Source organism: Allobaculum sp. Allo2 (assembly GCF_022701175.1).
Classification (GTDB): domain Bacteria; phylum Bacillota_I; class Bacilli_A; order Erysipelotrichales; family Erysipelotrichaceae; genus Allobaculum; species Allobaculum fili.
The window spans coordinates 81,681-99,421 of sequence record NZ_CP078088.1; the positions used below are offsets into that span (position 1 = coordinate 81,681).

General features: G+C 50.6%; 21 protein-coding genes, 4 tRNA genes and 2 pseudogenes. 12 read left to right on the top strand and 15 right to left on the bottom strand.

Annotation, left to right across the window (positions count from 1 at the left end):
- Window positions 1-75 precede the first annotated feature (75 nt).
- The 3 genes from KWG61_RS00520 to KWG61_RS00530 form a co-directional block, all read right to left on the bottom strand.
- Window positions 76-213 (bottom strand): helix-turn-helix transcriptional regulator, encoded by a 138-nt coding sequence (locus tag KWG61_RS00520; RefSeq protein ID WP_242744613.1) that lies wholly within the window; start codon window positions 211-213, stop codon window positions 76-78.
- Between the two features lie 415 nt (window positions 214-628).
- Window positions 629-704: transfer RNA gene (locus tag KWG61_RS00525), tRNA-Ala, on the bottom strand.
- 19 nt (window positions 705-723) lie between these two features.
- A tRNA-Ile gene (locus KWG61_RS00530) sits at window positions 724-800 on the bottom strand.
- A 384-nt stretch (window positions 801-1,184) separates the two neighbouring features.
- On the opposite strand from KWG61_RS00530, the gene KWG61_RS00535 reads away from it, so the two are divergent.
- From KWG61_RS00535 to KWG61_RS00545, 3 genes are all read left to right on the top strand, one after another.
- Window positions 1,185-1,640, top strand: coding sequence for a hypothetical protein (locus KWG61_RS00535; protein ID WP_242744614.1), 456 nt, complete (start codon window positions 1,185-1,187; stop codon window positions 1,638-1,640).
- 202 nt (window positions 1,641-1,842) lie between these two features.
- Window positions 1,843-1,919: transfer RNA gene (locus KWG61_RS00540), tRNA-Ile, on the top strand.
- A 27-nt stretch (window positions 1,920-1,946) separates the two neighbouring features.
- Window positions 1,947-2,022, top strand: a tRNA-Ala gene (locus tag KWG61_RS00545).
- A gap of 521 nt (window positions 2,023-2,543) precedes the next feature.
- On the opposite strand, the gene KWG61_RS15670 is transcribed toward KWG61_RS00545, so the two are convergent.
- Window positions 2,544-2,666, bottom strand: a complete 123-nt coding sequence (locus tag KWG61_RS15670; protein ID WP_256460728.1) for a hypothetical protein — start codon at window positions 2,664-2,666, stop codon at window positions 2,544-2,546.
- An 897-nt stretch (window positions 2,667-3,563) separates the two neighbouring features.
- On the opposite strand from KWG61_RS15670, the gene KWG61_RS00550 reads away from it, so the two are divergent.
- From KWG61_RS00550 to KWG61_RS00560, 3 genes and pseudogenes are all read left to right on the top strand, one after another.
- A complete protein-coding gene (locus tag KWG61_RS00550; protein WP_242743897.1) occupies window positions 3,564-4,001 on the top strand; it encodes an HTH domain-containing protein in 438 nt (145 codons plus the stop codon).
- Window positions 4,002-4,011: 10 nt separating this feature from the next.
- On the top strand, window positions 4,012-4,494 hold the full coding sequence (locus tag KWG61_RS16790; RefSeq protein ID WP_367614290.1) for an IS3 family transposase: 483 nt from the start codon (window positions 4,012-4,014) through the stop codon (window positions 4,492-4,494).
- Window positions 4,395-4,856, top strand: a pseudogene (locus tag KWG61_RS00560) (DDE-type integrase/transposase/recombinase); the annotation flags it as partial. The gene KWG61_RS16790 and the pseudogene KWG61_RS00560, both read left to right, overlap by 100 nt.
- 489 nt (window positions 4,857-5,345) lie before the next feature.
- Here KWG61_RS00560 and KWG61_RS00565 read toward each other — a convergent pair.
- From KWG61_RS00565 to rbr, 7 genes are all read right to left on the bottom strand, one after another.
- The gene (locus tag KWG61_RS00565) at window positions 5,346-5,756 is read right to left on the bottom strand and encodes an SbcC/MukB-like Walker B domain-containing protein (RefSeq protein ID WP_242744615.1); all 411 of its coding nucleotides are present in this window, start codon (window positions 5,754-5,756) and stop codon (window positions 5,346-5,348) included.
- On the bottom strand, window positions 5,753-5,995 hold the full coding sequence (locus KWG61_RS00570) for a hypothetical protein (RefSeq protein WP_242744616.1): 243 nt from the start codon (window positions 5,993-5,995) through the stop codon (window positions 5,753-5,755). Before KWG61_RS00570 ends, KWG61_RS00565 begins: the two co-directional genes overlap by 4 nt.
- Window positions 5,996-6,146: 151 nt before the next feature.
- Entirely contained in the window at window positions 6,147-6,578 is a 432-nt protein-coding gene (locus tag KWG61_RS00575) for a hypothetical protein (protein WP_242744617.1), read from the bottom strand.
- 108 nt (window positions 6,579-6,686) lie between these two features.
- Window positions 6,687-9,095 (bottom strand): exonuclease SbcCD subunit D C-terminal domain-containing protein, encoded by a 2,409-nt coding sequence (locus KWG61_RS00580; protein WP_242744618.1) that lies wholly within the window; start codon window positions 9,093-9,095, stop codon window positions 6,687-6,689.
- A 150-nt stretch (window positions 9,096-9,245) separates the two neighbouring features.
- On the bottom strand, window positions 9,246-9,683 hold the full coding sequence (locus KWG61_RS00585) for a hypothetical protein (RefSeq protein WP_242744619.1): 438 nt from the start codon (window positions 9,681-9,683) through the stop codon (window positions 9,246-9,248).
- A gap of 153 nt (window positions 9,684-9,836) precedes the next feature.
- Window positions 9,837-10,061 carry a hypothetical protein gene (locus tag KWG61_RS00590; protein WP_242744620.1) on the bottom strand — a complete coding sequence of 75 codons (225 nt, stop codon included), beginning with the start codon at window positions 10,059-10,061 and terminating at the stop codon, window positions 9,837-9,839.
- A gap of 222 nt (window positions 10,062-10,283) precedes the next feature.
- Complete coding sequence (gene rbr, locus KWG61_RS00595; RefSeq protein ID WP_230268499.1) at window positions 10,284-10,847, bottom strand: rubrerythrin; 564 nt, start codon at window positions 10,845-10,847, stop codon at window positions 10,284-10,286.
- Between the two features lie 307 nt (window positions 10,848-11,154).
- Between rbr and KWG61_RS00600 the strand changes: the two genes are divergently transcribed.
- Together KWG61_RS00600 and KWG61_RS00605 are read left to right on the top strand one after the other, a co-directional pair.
- Entirely contained in the window at window positions 11,155-11,598 is a 444-nt protein-coding gene (locus KWG61_RS00600) for a hypothetical protein (protein WP_242743450.1), read from the top strand.
- Window positions 11,595-12,386: a transposase gene (locus tag KWG61_RS00605; RefSeq protein ID WP_242743451.1), complete on the top strand. Its 792-nt coding sequence runs from the start codon at window positions 11,595-11,597 to the stop codon at window positions 12,384-12,386. The genes KWG61_RS00600 and KWG61_RS00605 overlap by 4 nt, the downstream gene beginning before the upstream one ends.
- 250 nt (window positions 12,387-12,636) lie before the next feature.
- On the opposite strand, the gene KWG61_RS00610 is transcribed toward KWG61_RS00605, so the two are convergent.
- Window positions 12,637-12,963, bottom strand: a complete 327-nt coding sequence (locus KWG61_RS00610) for an Inorganic pyrophosphatase (protein ID WP_242744621.1) — start codon at window positions 12,961-12,963, stop codon at window positions 12,637-12,639.
- Between the two features lie 45 nt (window positions 12,964-13,008).
- On the opposite strand from KWG61_RS00610, the gene KWG61_RS00615 reads away from it, so the two are divergent.
- Window positions 13,009-13,293 carry a hypothetical protein gene (locus tag KWG61_RS00615; RefSeq protein WP_242744622.1) on the top strand — a complete coding sequence of 95 codons (285 nt, stop codon included), beginning with the start codon at window positions 13,009-13,011 and terminating at the stop codon, window positions 13,291-13,293.
- Between the two features lie 106 nt (window positions 13,294-13,399).
- Here KWG61_RS00615 and KWG61_RS00620 read toward each other — a convergent pair whose 3' ends face one another.
- The 3 genes from KWG61_RS00620 to KWG61_RS00630 are packed head-to-tail and all read right to left on the bottom strand — an operon-like array spanning window position 13,400 to window position 15,073.
- A complete protein-coding gene (locus KWG61_RS00620) occupies window positions 13,400-13,927 on the bottom strand; it encodes a hypothetical protein (protein WP_230267171.1) in 528 nt (175 codons plus the stop codon).
- Window positions 13,924-14,754, bottom strand: a complete 831-nt coding sequence (locus KWG61_RS00625) for a glycerate kinase (RefSeq protein ID WP_242744623.1) — start codon at window positions 14,752-14,754, stop codon at window positions 13,924-13,926. Before KWG61_RS00625 ends, KWG61_RS00620 begins: the two co-directional genes overlap by 4 nt.
- A complete protein-coding gene (locus KWG61_RS00630; RefSeq protein ID WP_242744624.1) occupies window positions 14,714-15,073 on the bottom strand; it encodes a glycerate kinase in 360 nt (119 codons plus the stop codon). The genes KWG61_RS00625 and KWG61_RS00630 overlap by 41 nt, the downstream gene beginning before the upstream one ends.
- Window positions 15,074-15,454: 381 nt before the next feature.
- Between KWG61_RS00630 and coaBC the strand changes: the two are divergent.
- From coaBC to KWG61_RS00640, 3 genes and pseudogenes are all read left to right on the top strand, one after another.
- Window positions 15,455-16,386: pseudogene (gene coaBC / locus KWG61_RS00635) on the top strand (bifunctional phosphopantothenoylcysteine decarboxylase/phosphopantothenate--cysteine ligase CoaBC); the annotation flags it as partial.
- A 33-nt stretch (window positions 16,387-16,419) separates the two neighbouring features.
- Complete coding sequence (locus KWG61_RS16795; RefSeq protein WP_367614419.1) at window positions 16,420-16,566, top strand: hypothetical protein; 147 nt, start codon at window positions 16,420-16,422, stop codon at window positions 16,564-16,566.
- Window positions 16,550-17,350 carry a type III pantothenate kinase gene (locus KWG61_RS00640; protein ID WP_230267168.1) on the top strand — a complete coding sequence of 267 codons (801 nt, stop codon included), beginning with the start codon at window positions 16,550-16,552 and terminating at the stop codon, window positions 17,348-17,350. The genes KWG61_RS16795 and KWG61_RS00640 overlap by 17 nt, the downstream gene beginning before the upstream one ends.
- The last annotated feature ends 391 nt before the right edge of the window (window positions 17,351-17,741 follow it).

Here is a 17,741-nt window from a genome sequence, read left to right on the forward strand (position 1 = left end):
TTCGTTCACTCTTGGGAACATATCGAAGTTCGACATCATACCCGAGACCTTCCATGATCTGAATAAATGTCTTATTCACCAGCCCGTCTTTTTCTTAATGATGTGATTGACGTACTGCGACGTCACGCCCAGTTTCTCGGCGAGTGTACGCTGAACAAGCCCTGCTTCCACGCACTTGACTTTAATGTCAACCTCCAGATTGTTCCGTATCATGATCAACTTCTCCTGTCCTTATGATATGAATTATACAGTTTTCATCTGATTTGAATATTATTTTTCCACAAATAAGTTGAGTTCAATCATATTAATACAATCGTGCCAATCATCGACAGTACGTCTGAACTTGACTGAAACAAGCAAAACGGACAAAAGAAGCAACGATTTCGGATACATTGAAAGGAATCCGGTAAATCTTTCCCGACACTTTTTCTGCCGATTTTTACAAGTTCCAGTCGGATTCGGACCAGACCGAACATTCAAAAAGCGAACAAAACGTGCACTTTCCGATTTCGATCTGTGGATTCGAAGAAAATTGCCAGTTAAAAAATAAAACGAATACCTGATCGTAAAAAGCGGATACCTCTTTAATTCCATGAACCGAGAAAGGTATCCGTATAGTTTCTAAAAATGGTGGAGCGTAGGAGGATCGAACTCCTGACCCCCTGCGTGCAAAGCAGGTGCTCTCCCAGCTGAGCTAACACCCCACATAACAAATCAGGAAAATGGTGGGCCTGAATGGACTCGAACCAGCGACCTCATCCTTATCAGGGATGCGCTCTAACCACCTGAGCTACAGGCCCGTTTCCCGATTGCTCAATCATATTAACAAAAGCTCCCATGCGGGTCAAACAAAAATGCTTCAAAAATCTAAAAAATCGAATGAGGGGAATGGAAACGGAGAACAGCGCAGGGCGGAGGGAAAACGGTGTCCGTTCTTTCGCTTTCCGTGAAATACGCAATAATCTATGTTTCGTAATTCTTATAAGATGGGATTCCGATCAATATAGAATAGTTGCTGTCGATTGCGGCGGGCAGTTCTGCTTTTCTGTGCGCGATCAAAGCGAAAGAAAAATATGAAATGCCCAAGATGCGGTGCTGTCGCTGAAGACAATTCTTCGTTTTGCCTCTCCTGCACTGCTTCTTTTAAAAACCAGGAAGAAGCCAGATCCTCCCTTCCGCAGGAAATGGCACCTGCAGAACAGAAGAAAGACGTGTCCGAAAGCCCGGAACAGCCCTGCACGGCGGATGTCACTTTAGACCATCCTGCTTCTGCACAGTCGGAGTCCAAAATGCCGTCTGTTCCGGATCAGCAAGCGGCGGATTCATCCGATTCCAAAGATCCCAATCCCAGTCTGGAAAAGAATGTACAGGATCCAGCCGAACAGACAACCGATAACGATTCTAAGGCCCGGTACAGACGGATCCGCCTGATCGTGGGAACGATTATTATCGTGATCGGCATTTTTCGAATCGGAACCGCCGGCTCTCCGCTGTCTTCCACTCCGTTTGGCGGCGACTTTTACACGTACGCCTATAAAGGAATCGTCGCTGCAGAATTGCTGAGCCGGGTAGAAGTGTCGCTGGGCTGGATTCTGGACGCGATCGGTGCCGCGATCGATCTGGATGCCTTCCGTCACTGATGCGCTTTTCTAGATGTTTCGTTGCGTTCGATGCAGCCTCCTGATGCGCCTCCGGGTGCACCTGCGGTATCCATGGTGTGCCGGGGAGCAGCGGCATGGACGGTTTTCATCGCTCGCCTCATTCAAAACAATTATGGAAAATGAAATAAAATGTTTGACCTTTTCTTAAGGCGATGATATTCTAATCAGGCGTTAAGCAATTGGGCCTGTAGCTCAGGTGGTTAGAGCGCATCCCTGATAAGGATGAGGTCGCTGGTTCGAGTCCATTCAGGCCCACCATTTTATTTATTTTTTCTTACTCTATGTGGGGTGTTAGCTCAGCTGGGAGAGCACCTGCTTTGCACGCAGGGGGTCAGGAGTTCGATCCTCCTACGCTCCACCATTCGTAAATTTACCTTCAGGTAACTGCCTGAAGGTTTTTTATACCCATTTGAGCGTAGAAGGCTTCATTTTGGATGAACGGAAACAGAAATGCAGAATCTTCTGAAGCATAAAATTCTTTTTATCCTTCTCGTCGATAGTTATCTCTGCCGAACGCGATGCTTATTTCTGCCGGTAAAACCCGGCCCGTTTTGGCCTTAAGAAGACGGCTTTTCCAGAACGGTTTCGTTTCTTACGGGGTTACCCAAAATTTCAAGTTCATGCCTTAAGACCGGGGAACAAGCAAGACTGCGAACGGTTTGTTCAGTCTGTTACTCAAAAGAAATAGATCTTTTGGAAACCGCAGAGACAGAACTATGAGCAGTTTTCAACCAACTGTATACCCATCCTTTAAAGCACTCAGAATTTCAATTCCCCTCAAATTCTATGGCTCCATCAAAGCGCACTTATTCAGGGACTGTCGGATCGAATTGGTTCTGTTGCACATAAACAGACAGCCTCTACCGAAAGAAAAAGACCCGGTTAGGGGTCCACAAATTCAATGGATTCTATTTCATCAGGGAAATAAGCATTAAAGCTCTCATCAGCTTCCGTGACACCTATCGTGTCATCCGTTTCGATAGGATGATCGCCAGCTTTTGTCACATTTCCGATCCATACCCGCCGAGCATCGCCGTTGGTAAAAACAATCGTACGTATCTTTCAACCAAATCCTAATCAAAAGATTCCAAGATTATTCCCCTTTCTGCAAAAGAATGGAGCGGCATGCTAACCGGTACTCCCAGGAGGCGTCTCAACCCGGTTCGTACTGGTTAAAGCCATAACAACGAACTTAACGCCATACAGCGCATTCGTTTTTCAAATTTCTCCCCGTAGAGAGTTTTTTCTGAGAGCCGCTTTTGATCTTGCCTTACTTTATTGCCAGAAACGCGGTGAATAAAGCTTTTGTCAGCGAACGGACAGAACAAATCCATTCTACGAAACTTTACTTTTCATAAAAATGTCTACATCTAAATCGACCGGCAGTAAAATGCCGGGAGAAGTGCACTGAACATAAAAGAGCTAAAACCGTCTGTCTTTAATGACGTTCGTACCGCTGCATGCTCGAGAGATTCGACTGGAGCCCTAAACTTGTTAAGTTCTATTTCACCAGAGCTGCCACATTTTTCTGACTTTGATCCGTTATGGGGCGATTTGATCTTGGATTTTATCGGCTAGATCACCGCATATTCAGAACAATTTCTCTCGCGGGCTGTCATAATCCTGCGCATATTCAACCTCTAAATTTCTGACTTGTTCGAGAAATTCCTTAGCTTCATTGTCGAAACCTTCTTTCGAAGGGAGGAATAAACTGTACCCCAGAAAGTGGACAATTTTTTAGAGTCAACCTATTCCAAGGACACCTGATTAGCAGCGACCCCAACTACTGGACGATCGTTTTGATCTGTTCCCTAATTGCGGACACTTTCTAATCGACGTTCTTTCGCTGATCACTTTCAGCCCGCATACTGTTCGTGACGGAAATCCCCAAAGGAGACCATTATGAACAGAAATCGCTTCAGCGAAGAACAGATGTCAGCTCTGGCAGCCAATCCATACACAAAGGCTGTCTTTCCAACCACGCTCAAATTCACTGACGAATTCAAGGCCGAGTTCCTTCGCCTTTACAACCAGGGCTGCCTTCCACGGGAGATCTTTGTGAAGCTCGGATATGATCCGGCAATCATCGGGGAGAGCAGAATGTCCAACACTGCCTATCTCATCTCCCAGAGCCAGAAAAAGACCGGTGATAAAGGAGATGAATTAGCCAGACTGGAAGGCGAAGTCCGGGCATTGCGCAAAGAGCTCGATACGCTAAAAAAATTATTGCACTGGCGAACTCGAGGAAGCCAGGTCGCTCATGATGAACAGGCCTGCTTCAAAATACGCGCTGATTCAGGATGTCATTATGGATCCGGAAAATGTCCTGACTGTGACTGAGCTGTGTGCAATGAACGGTGTCAGTCGTTCAGGTTACTACAGCTGGTGTGCTCAGACAGAAAGCCGTGAACAAAGAGAAGCCCGGGACAGAGCAGATTTCGAACTGATTCGGCAGGCTTTCCGGAAAGCGCGCGGCCATGCCGGTGCCAGACAGATCCAGATGATCCTTCTCCATCAAAGCCCCAGTATCAGGTTCAACATGAAAAAGATCCGGAGGCTCATGAGGAAGTTCAACCTGGAATGTCCGATACGTAAAGCGAATCCTTACCGCCGTATGGCGAAGGCGCTGCGTACGGACAATGTCAGTGAGAACCTTGTCCGTCGGGAATTCGAAGAGCACGGGCCCAGAACGATCCTGCTGACTGATATTACTTACATCCCTTACCAGGGAAGTTTGCCTATCTTTCAACGATTCTTGATGCCTGCACCAAACAGGTCCTGGCTTACAGAGTCAGCGACAATCTCAAGGTTGACTTTGTTCTGGAGACAGTAAAGCAGCTGGTGGAGAATCACGGAGACGAGCTGGAAACAGATGTGATTGTGCACTCAGATCAGGGGTGTCACTACACAAGTGTCGGGTTTCGGGAACTGCTCCGTCAGAAGAAACTGCGCCAGTCGATGTCACGCAGAGGAAACTGCTGGGACAACGCTCCTCAGGAAAGCTTCTTCGGCCATATGAAGGACGAGATCCGTGATGATCTGAAGAAGTGCCGGACTTTCCAGGAGATCTGTTCGCTGCTGGACGAGCAGATCCGCTACTACAATGAAGAGCGGTATCAGTGGGATCTGGCGAAGCTGTCACCAGATGAGTTCTACAAATACGTAACAACCGGCCGATATCCTCTTTCAGAGTGAATGGGATTTAAGGGGCGCGCAGAATTTTTCTTCCACTCGGTCCCTGCGGGACCGTCCTTGACAGCGGGGCCGTTGCCCCTGGACCCACAAAAGCCGCCTTCAGCAGAAAAGTGAATGGTTCACCATTCAGCTGAAGGCTCAGCAGTGTACCAGGGGCAACCCTCTGTAAAGGAGCGCTTCAGAAAAACTCTGAGCGCATCGCTTCATCGGATTTGTTCACAAATCCTGCTCAAACAACAGACAAACAGATAATAGGGATAACGTGTCCGAACAAAGGGTTCTCTCTAATTATCGTGTCCTTGACATGGGGTACACTTCAGAAAACAATCCCCGCAGCGTCTAAAGCTTCTATGTCGTTTTGGGATAACCCTTCAGTCTGGCAGACAAAAAGCCTTTGGCTTTATCTTTGGCCAAAAGCTTTATCGTTTTTCGAAAGTTTATGCAGCCGCCCGGCGAGGTACTTTTTCTTTCCTCGCTTTACGAACAGATTCAGGCTGTCTGAATGGTCACATAGCTGCCTTTGGACGGATCCTTGCGCACCATAATCTGATTGTCGATCCGGTTCATCAGAGATTCGACGTGGGAAATGATGCCGACCATTCGGGAAGATGCAATCTGGCCCAGCGCGTCGATTGCTTTGCTGAGGCATTCTTCGTCCAGCGATCCAAAGCCTTCGTCGACAAACAGCGTTTCGAGACGAACTCCGCCAGCGCTTGCCTGAATCTCTTCCGAGAGACCCAATGCGAGACAGAGAGAAGCCAGGAACTGTTCGCCGCCGGACAGACTTCGTACCGGCCGTACGGAATCGTTGAAATGGTCGCAGACATCCAGGCCCAGACCGGACTTGGCACGGCCGCCTTCGTCCTGTGCGCGTTTCAATTCATACTGTCCGCTGGTCATGGTGAAAAGCCGTGTATTGGCGCGGTTGATGATCTGTTCAAAAAAGCAGTCTGCACATACGTTTCCAGATTGATTCTCTGCACGCCCTTCAGCGAACCGTTTACCGTATCGGACAGATTTTTCAGCATGCCGGCTTCCTTGCGTGCGGCCGGCAGATCGGCTTCGATCTTTTCGCAGATTTTCAGCTGGCGCTGGTTGTTTTGCACCAGAGCCTGCAGATTGAGCTGCTCTTTTCGCAAGGCGGACAGCTGGGTTCGAAGTTCTTCTTTTGCAAGCTGGTTTTCTCCAGCTCTTTGGCAGGATCTTCCGGTTCTTTTTCAAAGGTGGACAGCACGCCCTGCGCCTGGTCGATCTCTCGACGGGCCAGCTGCAGCTGGGCCTGGTTTTCCTTCACATTTTTTCATAGACTGCACGCTCTTTTCGCAGGCTGTCCAGAGCTTCCTTCGCTTTCTGCGGATCTTCAATGCTCAGCTGCTCCCGAAGGACTTTGGCTTTCTGCACGGCCGCTGCTTCCTGACTTTGCAGGGAAGCAAGCTGTGTTTTCTGGCTTTCGAGCTGCTTCTGCTCTTTTTCCTGCGCAGCTTCCAGCTGATCGAGCTGCTTTTTCAGTCTGGCTTTCTGCTGAATTTCTTTTTCGAGTTCCGCCTTGCGCGCTGTAATTTTCTCTGCACTTTCCTCAGCAGGGATTTTTCCTTGAGCGCCGCGATCTGCGTATCCGACTGGCCGATCCGGCTGCGCAGTACCGCGCATGTCTGAGAGGCCTGCACTGCCGCATTGCGGCTTGCCGAAGAGGCCTTCTCCAGTTTCTGCACCGTTTTTCATCCGGGACATTGTCCGGCAAAACAGCCGGCGATGGATGAGAAAGAGAACCGCAGACGGGGCATGGGTGACTGTCTTCGAGATGACTGGCGAGAATGCCGGCCTGCCCGGCTAAAAACAGAGAACTGGCCTGCCGGTAGCTTTCCATAGCCTGATCGGCTTCGCGAAGAAGGCGGCCGCAGTTTCCTTCTTCCTGTTCCAGCGTTTTCTGTTCGGTCCGACGCTTCTTTTCCAGACTCTGGATTTCTTCAAACTGATCGAAGAGAACTTTGACTTTTCCAGCTCCACTTCGCTTTGCGAAAAGGCTTCTAGCGATTTTCTTGTGTCCTGGATCTGTCCAGTGCGTTCTTCGAGCTGCTTTTGCATCTGTTCCGCCAGCTGGGCCGCCTGTCTCGTTTTCGCCTGCGCCTGAGCAGCCTGGGTACTGGCCGTCTGGGCTTCATCATAGCGGGTGATCTGTTCTTCCAGCTTTTTCTCTTCGGTTTTCTGGCGCTCGAATTTCTCCTTCTGGCTTTCGAGTTTCTGTGCTTCTTCCTGCAGCCGGTCAAACTGCGGCTTTGCACTCTGCCAGGCACTGCGTGCCTTTTTCCATTTCTGGTACTCCAGAGACTGGCTTTCCAGACGTCCTGCCTTTTTCTGAAGGGCATCATTTTCATTGGTGGTCTTTTCAAAGCGCTGTGCCAGCTGGTCCATGCGGGCATTTTGCTGGATGAGCCAGGCTTTTAACAAGGCCGTATCTTCGCGGGTTTCCTCATCCACCCCTTCAAGCGCCTGACGGGCGCGCCGAAGGTCGTCTTCCATGCCCGTGCACGTCTGGGCGGACGCTTTGGCCTGTTCGGCGATTTCCTTCTGAAGCCGGTCGTACTCAACCGTATTGAACAGTTCCCGGAAAATTTCCGTACGCTCCTGCGTCCCGGCCAGCAGCAGTTTCAGAAATTCGCCCTGCGCCAGAATGGCGACCTGCTTGAACTGTTTCATATCCAGCCCGAGCAGATCCTGCACCTTGGCGCTGACTTCCATCTGCTTGGTCAGGGCTTTGTGGTCAGGAAGAATCATTTCCACGCTGGAAGGCCGCTTGGTCATGCCGGTTCCGCGCGTTTTTGGGCGTTCGTATTCTGGCGAACGGCGGATCGTATACGTCTGATCGCCGACTTCAAACACCAGTTCTACATACGTTTCCGTGGACGGATCGGCGTATTTGGAACGAAGCATGCCCGGTTTGCGTACATCCCCGGACAGTTCGCCGTAAAACGCGTAGACGATTCCGTCAAAAATTGTCGTTTTGCCGGCACCGGTATCGCCGCTGATCAGAAAGAGTCCCTTGTTTTCGAACACGCGAAAATCGATCTCTTCCGTACGGGCGTACGGACCAAACGCGCTCATTTTCAGATTAATCGGTTTCATGGACAGCCTCCCAGGCATCGAACAGCGCCTCTTTCTGCTGGGGCGACGGTTCGATGCCGTTTTGAAGTTCAAAAATTCGCAGGCGATTTCTTCAAAGGATTTCATTTTCGTCTGAACGTTTTGAAGATCCTGCTCGCTGATGCCTTTATGAAGATGGGAATATTCTATTTTCAGCAGGCGCTCGTAAATGCTGGAGAGCTTTTCAAACGCCTGGAACACTTCCTGCTCATCTTCGAGAACGATATAGACGTAGTCTTCCGGATTGACGCTCTGTCGAAATTCCCGGCTGACGATTTCATCAAACGTCCCCTGCAGACGCACAAAATCCCGTTTGGGCACCGCAGGAATCCGCTCAATTTTCACCGAGTGATCGGGCTGCGTTTCCAGTACGGTAAACGCGCGCGGCCAGTCCAGTTCCGAAGCGGAATACTTGAGCAGACTTCCCGGATAGCGAAAGCGCTCATCGCCGACTGCCTGCGGCTTATGCAGGTGACCGAGCGCCGCATAGTCAAACGGCTCGAGAAAAGAAGTCGAAATCTGATCGAGCGTACCGACCGAATGAGTTTCGCTGTCGCTCGTTTCACTGCCCATGTAAAACTGATGGCTCATCAGAATATTGGACACGCTCGAATCGAGCTCGACAGTTTCCATCGCGATCGCCATTGCTTCATCCCAGCTCGCGCACTCTCTTTCGTGGACCGCCCGAATGGTAACGGGCTTAATAAACGGAAGCATATGGACGCGCACCCGCTCTTCGCCTTCTTCCAGATCCACAAACGGGACAGATCCGTCATACACCGAGGCAATATGCAGATCGGAGGCTTCGAGCAGCTGCGAGCCAAAGCTCAGACGGCCGGCGGAATCGTGGTTTCCGCTGATCATCAGCACGCTCTGCCCCCGTTTGTGCAGCTCGTTTAAAAACCAGTCCAGCAGCTCGACGGCACTGACGGGCGGCATGGCGGTATCGTAAATGTCGCCGCAAAGGAGTACCGCATGCGTCTTTTTCTCTTCCACGAGCGCTAAAACCTGCGCAAGCATGTCGCGCTGTTCTTCTTCGAGATTGTAGCCGAACACCTTCTTGCCTAAATGAAGGTCGGCCAGATGAATGATTCGCATAATTCCATTCCTCTCCTGTCCAGTAAAACCTGTCTTTACGATACAGGGACGTTTCCCTGTTCGGATTTTACTGGGCTAAAAACGAAAACCGTCCTGTAAAAAACGGCGGACCGCGCCGGGTTCGCCGTTTTGATTCTGTCTGAAAAAGCCTTACCAGGAAACGACTTCTTCCTCTTCGCTGGCTGCTTTTTCCTGCTCCTGAATGGCCAGACGTCTCTTTTCTTCCTTCCAGGCATAAAACGGCACCATGATGCCCTGATCCTGCATGTCGCCTTCAAAGGCAAGCGGATTTTTAAAGCGTTCCATCTCTTCGCTGCGGGTCAGCTTGTCGCCATGCTGGGTAAACGAGAAACGCGGTTCCTTGCCAATTTCCAGGAACATCGTTTTGTCAAAGCCGTATACGCCGGTATGCGCCTTTCCGGTATGGAAGCTGAATTCCTGCAGGATGGCTTTGCAGAATTCCTTCAGGCTGTATTCGTCGATGTTGGATTTGAAGATCACAAACGGAATCCGATCGTTGGTAATGTATAACGGCTGGCTGACCACAAATTTGTTGACGATGGCCTGCGGGATTTCCTTCGTCTTCATTTCCTCAAAGTATTCTCTGTACTCCGGCTCCGACTCCAAGAGTTCGGGATCCGGATTGATCGCAAAATAAAGCGTCGAATTGACGGATCCGGAGCGAAACAGCGAGCCGCGCGCGGTCGTCGTATAAATAACAGGTACTGGTTTTTCTCTTTTTCATTGCTTGATTCTCCTCCAGGCATAGTATTCTTCATCCTTCTGCTCGTCGATGCCTTCCTTTTCGTTCAGCACGGCGCATTCCAGATGGCCGTAAAGCGAAACAAAGTCCTCAGTACGCAGACGAAGCGTATAGCCGGGTGCACTGATCGCAATCGTATCGCCGTTTTTCGAGCCAGAAGGCGCGGATTGGAAAAGACGAGCGTATGGCCTTCTTCCAGCCATCGCATCGTCCGCTCGGCCTGTCGAACAATATCCTGAGTCATACGGCTATTGTACCAAAACCCATGCCAAAAGAATCAGCCACTTTTTCAAGACTGCCCCCGTCGTGCTTACTGCACGAAAAGGATGAAAAATTCAATCTCTCTTTCCATAGAAAAAGCCGCCAGCGTTTTGCGCAAGCGGCTTTGTGTCTTCCGATTGTATTTTCTTTCGGGTTAAACCGAACTAGTGGGAAGGATTAGCAAGGTTCTGGTTGTAGTCAACAACAGCTTCGAACCAGCCCTGCGGATGTTTGCAGACTGGGCATACTTTCGGTGCAGCTTTTGCTTTTGTTACATAGCCGCAGTTGAGACAGATCCAGTTTACTTCTTCCGGTTTCTCGAACACGAGGTTGTTCTTGATCAGGTTCATCATGTCGCCGTATCTGTCTCTGTGATGGGCTTCGATTTCACCGATCAGTTCCATTTTGCGTGCGATTTCGGTAAAGCCTTCTTCACGAGCGACTTTAGCGAAGTCTGCGTACATGGTTGTGGTTTCGTAGTCTTCACCATCCCAAGCCATCTGCAGGCAGGTCAACGTATCTGGTACCTGTCCTTCGTGCAGATACTTGAACCATACTTTCGCATGAGCTTTTTCGTTGCCGGATGTTTCTGTGAAAATGTTAGAGATGTAGTTGTAGCCTTCTTTTTTCGCCTGGGCTGCGAACCACTGGTACTTGGTGTATGCCTGGGACTCACCTGCGAGCGCAGCTTCGAGATTTTTCCAGGTCTGAGAATCTTTCAGTTCCATTGGGAATTACCTCCATTTGTTCCAGTATAACACCAAACCCCCACCGCACTTCCTCTGACCTTCAGGAAAAAAGATTCGCGTTTTCATACGTCTTTTTCACACTCTTTTAAAGGATTCTCAGCAATGTCATTAAGTTAAGATTTCTCAGACCACATCAGCGTTAAGCAGTGATGTGGTCTTTTTCTACTCTTCAAGTCAAATCTCGAATGATTCGAGTTTTTCACTTTTTCTAAAAATCTATTGACAAATTTCTGCCGCCGCGCGTCTGCTTCGCAGCCGATGGGGAGAACTTAAAGGAGTTTTCCCTATGACTGCTATCGCCAAAGAATGTTCTTTCTTCAGAAACACCTTCCTCAATATCATCAGCTCAGAAACGGCGAACCCTGCCAATTTTACTTCTCAGTCCGCCTTCACCCGTAAGCGGCAGATTGACCTGCATGAGCTTGTCCTTCTTCCGTTTCAGCTGACAGAGGAATCCCTCGCTGCTTCCTTTCCCTGGATCCTGTTTAAGGGCGGATCATCTGTTTCAGCCTCTGCTGTGTCTCAGGCCCGTTCCAAAATCAACTCTTCACTTTATAAAAACGTCTTCAATCGGTTTAACAAGGCAACTTCCAGCTCTGATGTTAAAACCTTCAAGGGTTATCGCCTCCTCGCTGTAGATGGAAGCGAGATTCAAGTTCTTCCTGAACAGGACAATGACATCACCTATGGCGCTTCTAAAAAGGCAAGAAGAGGCACTTTGTTCATTTGAATGCCGAATTCGACGCCCTCAACTCCGTCTTTACTGACGCGCTGCTTCAACCCGGCTCTGAGAAGAATGAAGATTCAGCTCTTCTTGAACTCGCTCAGCGTTCTTCATTTCAGAAAGCCATCTTCATCGCTGATCGGGGATACGAAGCTCTTATGTCTTTCTATCGCCTGCAGAAGGAACATGTCCCTTTTGTCATACGTATCAAAGACGAGACATCATCTACAAGCATTCTCAAGTACTATAAGACTCCCGAGTCAGAAGAGTATGACATTCCTTTCAATGTGATTCTGACCAGTAAAAACAACAGGCATGTCAAAGACCATTGGGATGTCTATAAGTACATCTCTTCGTACAGGAAGCAGCCTGAATTTGACGGTCAAACGACTGAACTCCCTTTAAATATCAGGGTTGTGAGGTTCAAAGCTGCCTGCGAAGGGAATGAATCATTCATTACCGTCTGCACCAATCTGTCGGAAGCTGAGTTTGGGACCGAGGACATCAAGCAGATCTACCGTCTGCGCTGGCAGGTTGAAGTCGGCTTCAGGGGACTGAAACGAAACACCGATCTTGAATGGACTCATTCAAGGAAGCTTGATCTGGTCCAGGCAGAGATCTATGCCAAAATGACTCTCTACAATCTTTGTTCCCGTTTGCGCAACAAGGTAGAAAGATCTCGTCAGCACCAGAAGCGCATCGCTCAGGCCAAAAAGCACAAGCAGAAGGCAGATTTCGGATTCATCATCAAAACGATTCAACAGTGGCTGTTCAAAAAGCCAGAATCAGCTTGAGTACACTGGAAGATCTTCTTCTGGCCAGGATATCTCCGATCAGAGAAGGAAGAGCTGATACCAGAAAGAAGAAGTGACAGATTTGAAAACCGAAAAGTCATCAGGATGATTTTTTCAACAGGTAGAAAATCATCCTTTTCGTCATGCCTGAGACGCAAAATATAAGAAATGACAACGCTCATGAACAGGGTATACGATTTTTATCCCTCCTTAACTTAATGACATTGGGATTCTCAGAAAAAAATACGGTTTACTGTTCCGCCTGCGCCCATGTGGGAACGGTGTTGGAACGGCGTACGAGAATGGCTTTCTGAAACTCTGCCGCGTTGATGAACTTGACGATGCGTTCTGTCTCTTCTTCGTCGCAGCCAATGAGCACTTTGGTCAGAAGCTCCCGCTCGAGAATGTCCGCCTGCACAATAATCGCGGTGACGCTAAGGCCCTTGCCTTCGCCTTTAAACCCGAGCAGCGGTACCCCGTTAGCACTGATGGCGTCCGTGATCCGTACATAGTCCACCGGATAGGAGAGCCGCGGATAGTCCACGCTCGGCGATCCGGCCTGCCGAATGGTTTCCATATTTCCTGAAAGAACCAGCGTATCCAGCTTCTGCCAGAAAAAACATTGTTTTCCAGTTCACTCGATCTCGTTGAAGACATAAATGATATCCTGCCTTTCCATAATTCTTCCTTCCCTGACCGGCACTTTTTGCCCGGTAAAGAAGAAAAAGCGGCCGCAGAAAAGCCCTGCGTGCAGCGGGACTTGGCGGCGCATTTTGTTACATTTTCTTACATTCTAGCGCACAAAGCGCAGAGCGGTGTTTCTTTTCTTCTATCCCTCGTATTGGGTGCGATTTCCGCCGCAAACCTGTCGATTTTCCCTCAAAATGGCGCTTTTTCACGCCTGTAATCTGTCCGGGATAACAAAGTAAAACGGTCTGCCATGAAAAAGCAGGACCTATGAAAAGATCCTGCCTGACTTTCCTGTTTTTCTGGGACGTGCCTGTCCGTAGGAATTACTGCGCTTTGGGCTGGCACTCTTCGAGATAGTCCCAGACGGGAATATTCTGCGCGCCGTCCCAGTCGATAGTGGAATCGAGATTCCAGAGGGAGACGGTATGTCTGGTTTCGTCATAGCCAAACGCGCCGTCCACCGGCTTGCCGTCTTCAATGCGGTAAATCGCCGGCGTATAGAGGAAATAGGGGAACAGTTCCAGCAGACGCTTGCCGTCTTCGGTATCGCTGACCAGCGTTTTGGCGCCTTCCTCTTTGCGGAACAGCTTGAATTCGGTGGTATCGAGATGGTAGACCGTGATGTTGTCATGTTCGTTTTTCGTCTGATCGATATAGCTGTTCATCGCGGCACAGAACGCGCAGCCTTCCCGCTCGACGAGCAGAGGGAAGGTTTTCTTTTCCTCTAAGAGCGTATCGAGTTCATCCATCGTCACATCAATAACGGTATACGGCTTTTTCGAAGTATTCGAACAGGCCCCCAGCACAAGGCTGGCGCAAAGCGCGCTCGAAACTAAAACATAAGATTTCATCGCCTGTAAATCCTTTCTGCGGCCTGAAGCAGACGCATGATATTTTCCGCCTGGGCTTCGAGCTTTTCCGGACCGCTTTTGAGAGCCTGTGAAAACGACATAGCCCGGTCCGCGGTAGAAAACAGCGCGTCGATCCCCAGATCGTACAGCTTTTCATAGCCGGTGGAGAGGGCTCCGCTGATGACGACGACCGGTTTATCGTACTGGCTGGCCATTTTTCCGATCTGCGCGACCGCTTTTCCGTTGGCGGACTGCTCGTCGCTCTGCCCTTCCCCGGTAATGACAAGATCCGCGTCCTGAATTTCTTCAATCATACGGCTTCCGGATGCAAGAAGGCGGATTCCGGACTCGATGCGGGCGTCAAAGACGGCGCCAAGCATGCCGCCCAGTCCGCCGGCCGCGCCGGCTCCGGGATATGCATTGAGATTAACATGAAAGGTCTGATCAATTTTCGCGCAGAACCAGCTCATTGCTTTTTCCACGCCCGCGATCTGAAACGGACGCAGACCTTTCTGCCGGCCGAACACATGCGTGGCTCCGTTTTCTCCGATAAACGGATTGGAGACATCGCAGGCAGCCACAAACTGAACCGACGCCGGGAAGGAAAATTCCCGCTTGTCGATGAACGCGATTTTGCTTAAGTTCTGCGCGCTCGGCCGAAGCAGATGACGGCTGCGGTCGTAAAATCTGGCTCCAAAAGCGCCCAGAAAGCCCATGCCGCCGTCATTGGTTCCGGTTCCGCCCAGTCCGATCACGACTTGCTGAGGGGAAAGTTCGCGAATCAGTTTAGCGCAAAGCTGGCCAAGTCCGTGGCTGGATGCTTCCATCGGCCGTCTGGACGGCCTTGGATAGAAGCGTCAGGCCAAGAACAGACGCCGCTTCCACACAGACGGTTTTGCGTTCAGGCTGCCAGGCGTAGCTGACGGTCAGCGGCCGTCCATACAGATCGTGCGCTTCCGCCTTTTCCACACGCGCCTGAAACGCCTGCGCGAACGCTTCGACAAACCCTTCGCCGCCGTCGCTGATACAGAAGCTGCTGCACTTGGCCTGGGGGTCGGCTTTGTGTATGCCTTTTTCAATTCGATAATTGGCCTCCCGGCTGCTCATGCAGCCTTTATAGGAGTCCGAGGCGATAAAGATTTTCATGGTTTCATGATACCAGCCGTCCGCATGCGCTCTGTGTAAATCCGCGTGTTCTGACAAATGATTTGGGGATTACATTCCATCCCGCTATAATTTTAAAAAGCCTTGGGACCTGTAAAGTCTTCCTGCAAGACCTCTCTTTTTTCAGGTCGCTTTTCCTGTCTGCTCTTTTGGAGATCTTCATTTTTGAAGTTCTCTGCTTTTAAAGACTGACAGCGAACCGACACGGCTTTCGATCATTAAAGGATAAATTATGGAGAAGAAAACCATTGTACTTGGCGTGACCGGATCCATTTCCGCTTTCAAGGCCTGTTCGATCGTCAGTTCTCTGACGAAAAAGGCTATGCGGTCGATGTGATTCTGACCCGGCATGCCGCCGCCTTCGTGCCCCTGCTGACTTTTGCGGCACTTTCGCACCGCGATGTATACGTCGATGAGTTTGACGGCACGCACGAAGCACTCATTCCGCACATTGAACTTGCCCGCCGCGCCGATCTGTTTGTGATCGCGCCGGCGGATGCCAATATACTCGCCAAAGCCGCCTGCGGTATCGGCGACGATCTGCTCTCTTCCGCGCTGCTCGCCTGCATGTGTCCGATTCTGGCTGCGCCGGCCATGAACGTCCACATGTATGAAAATCCGGCAACGCAAACCAATATTGCCACTCTCGCTAAACGCGGCTGGTCCTTTATTGAACCGGGTGAAGGGATGCTGGCGTGCGCCGAAACGGGAAAAGGCCGTCTGGCTGAACCCGAAGAGATCGTTGCGCACATCGAGAGCGCCCTTCACAATCAGGAAGAAGCATCTGCTGCTCTCGAACCTCTGCCTTTAGCCGGCAAGCGCGTGGTCGTTTCCGCCGGTCCGACGCAGGAAGCGCTCGATCCCGTCCGTTTTCTGTCCAACCATTCTTCCGGCAAGCAGGGCTTTGCGATTGCGACAGCTGCCGCCAAACTTGGTGCGGACACTGTACTCGTCGCCGGCCCGGTTCATCTGCCTACGCCAGAAAATGTGAAACGCATCGATATTGTCAGCGCGCTCGATCTGGAAAAAGCGATGAAGGAACAGGCCGAAAGTGCGGATTTCATCATCATGGCCGCCGCCGTTGCCGACTACCGCTTTGCCACAACGCATGAGCAGAAAATGAAAAAATCGGGCGATACGCTGACGATGGAATTCGTTAAGAGCCCGGACATTCTGCGCGGCCTTGGCCAGAATAAGCGAGACGATCAGGTGCTCTGCGGCTTTGCGATGGAAACCGAAAATCTCGACGCGAATGCCAGAGAAAAATGCTGTCGAAAAACTGCGACCTGCTTGTCGCCAACAATCTCCACACCCAGGGCGCCGGCTTCATGACCGATACCAATATCGTTACCCTCATGACTCCAGACAGCCTGTCCCATCTGCCCCTCCAGACGAAAGAAGAGCTCGGCCGTAAGATTCTGCTGACGATGCTCGAAATCCAGAAAGGAAAACACGACCATGCTTCTGTGCATTGATGTCGGAAACTCAAACATCACCATCGGTGTCTTCGATCAGGACGACCTGATCTGCACCTACCGTATGAACACCAAAGTGCGCCGCACAAGCGACGAATACGGCTTCATGCTCCACTATTTCCTGGAAAACGCCAAAATCAAGACGGAACAGATCGAAGGCGTCATCGTCTCTTCGGTTGTCCCGAAAGTGATGCACTCCTTCCGCAACGGCATTGTCAAATTCATCGGCATCGAGCCGCTCGTCATCGGTCCAGGCGTCAAATCCGGCGTGAGCGTTCAGCTCGAAAACCCGCGCTCCGTCGGTGCGGACCGTATTGCGGACGTCGCCGGTGCCATTCAGGAATACGGAACGCCGCTGCTGGTTGTCGATTTTGGAACCGCGACGACGTACGACTATGTCGATGCGGACGGCGTCTTCAAAGCCGGTGCCATCGGCGTAGGCATCGAAAGCGGCGCCAACGCCCTCTGGGGACAGACCGCCCAGCTGCCGGAAGTCGAAATCAAGAAGCCGCGCTCCGTTATGGGACGCAACACCCAGACGGCCATGCAGGCGGGAATTTTCTACCAGTTCCTGGGCGGCTTTGAAAAAACGGTGGAAGCCTTCCGCAAGGAATGCGGCGACTTCAAAGTCATCGCCACCGGCGGTCTTGGCCGTGTGATCTGCCAGCACACCGACTATATCGATGTGTACGATCCCAACCTGATTTTCAAGGGGCTCAAAACGGTGTATGAGCGAACCCGGGAATACGAGAAGGCAAGAGCACAGGCAAAAGCGGGCGCCTAGAAAAGCGGATCTGCCTATACTGAATTCGCGGAGGTAGCGAATATGGCAGATTCCAAACAGCCTGTTTCAGAAGACGAGAAGAAATACCAGGAACTGGTTTCGCTTTACAACCAGGTTCAGGACTATTTTCTGCATCGTTACATGAAGGTCAACCACAACAATATGGATATGAAAATCCGCGTTCTCAAGGAACGTCTTGCGGGCAAAACGCCCCTGAAATCGGACCCGACTGGGATACCGTTCAGGAAGAAGAATAATTCCTGTTTCTCGCGGATCGAGCCGGTCAGGCGACCGGCTTTTTCATGGAATTTCAGGCCAGATCGATCGACTTTTCAGTCAGAACGTCCGGAAAAGATCCAGACAGAAGGACCGAATCCAGCGCTGGCGCTGC

Excerpts from the sequence above, each read along its gene's own strand:
- KWG61_RS00580 (WP_242744618.1), bottom strand. The coding sequence starts at position 9,095 with ATGCGAATCATTCATCTGGCCGACCTTCATTTAGGCAAGAAGGTGTTC.
- KWG61_RS00575 (WP_242744617.1), bottom strand. The coding sequence starts at position 6,578 with ATGAAAAACGGTGCAGAAACTGGAGAAGGCCTCTTCGGCAAGCCGCAA.
- KWG61_RS00550 (WP_242743897.1), top strand. The coding sequence starts at position 3,564 with ATGAACAGAAATCGCTTCAGCGAAGAACAGATGTCAGCTCTGGCAGCC.
- KWG61_RS00585 (WP_242744619.1), bottom strand. The coding sequence starts at position 9,683 with ATGAAGACGAAGGAAATCCCGCAGGCCATCGTCAACAAATTTGTGGTC.
- KWG61_RS00565 (WP_242744615.1), bottom strand. The coding sequence starts at position 5,756 with ATGACCAGCGGACAGTATGAATTGAAACGCGCACAGGACGAAGGCGGC.
- KWG61_RS00590 (WP_242744620.1), bottom strand. The coding sequence starts at position 10,061 with ATGGCTGGAAGAAGGCCATACGCTCGTCTTTTCCAATCCGCGCCTTCT.
- KWG61_RS16790 (WP_367614290.1), top strand. The coding sequence starts at position 4,012 with ATGAACGGTGTCAGTCGTTCAGGTTACTACAGCTGGTGTGCTCAGACA.
- KWG61_RS00520 (WP_242744613.1), bottom strand. The coding sequence starts at position 213 with ATGATACGGAACAATCTGGAGGTTGACATTAAAGTCAAGTGCGTGGAA.
- KWG61_RS00620 (WP_230267171.1), bottom strand. The coding sequence starts at position 13,927 with ATGAAATCTTATGTTTTAGTTTCGAGCGCGCTTTGCGCCAGCCTTGTG.
- KWG61_RS00630 (WP_242744624.1), bottom strand. The coding sequence starts at position 15,073 with ATGAAAATCTTTATCGCCTCGGACTCCTATAAAGGCTGCATGAGCAGC.
- KWG61_RS00610 (WP_242744621.1), bottom strand. The coding sequence starts at position 12,963 with ATGGAAACCATTCGGCAGGCCGGATCGCCGAGCGTGGACTATCCGCGG.
- KWG61_RS16795 (WP_367614419.1), top strand. The coding sequence starts at position 16,420 with ATGACCGATACCAATATCGTTACCCTCATGACTCCAGACAGCCTGTCC.
- rbr (WP_230268499.1), bottom strand. The coding sequence starts at position 10,847 with ATGGAACTGAAAGATTCTCAGACCTGGAAAAATCTCGAAGCTGCGCTC.
- KWG61_RS00625 (WP_242744623.1), bottom strand. The coding sequence starts at position 14,754 with ATGGAAGCATCCAGCCACGGACTTGGCCAGCTTTGCGCTAAACTGATT.
- KWG61_RS00600 (WP_242743450.1), top strand. The coding sequence starts at position 11,155 with ATGACTGCTATCGCCAAAGAATGTTCTTTCTTCAGAAACACCTTCCTC.
- KWG61_RS00640 (WP_230267168.1), top strand. The coding sequence starts at position 16,550 with ATGCTTCTGTGCATTGATGTCGGAAACTCAAACATCACCATCGGTGTC.
- KWG61_RS00535 (WP_242744614.1), top strand. The coding sequence starts at position 1,185 with ATGGCACCTGCAGAACAGAAGAAAGACGTGTCCGAAAGCCCGGAACAG.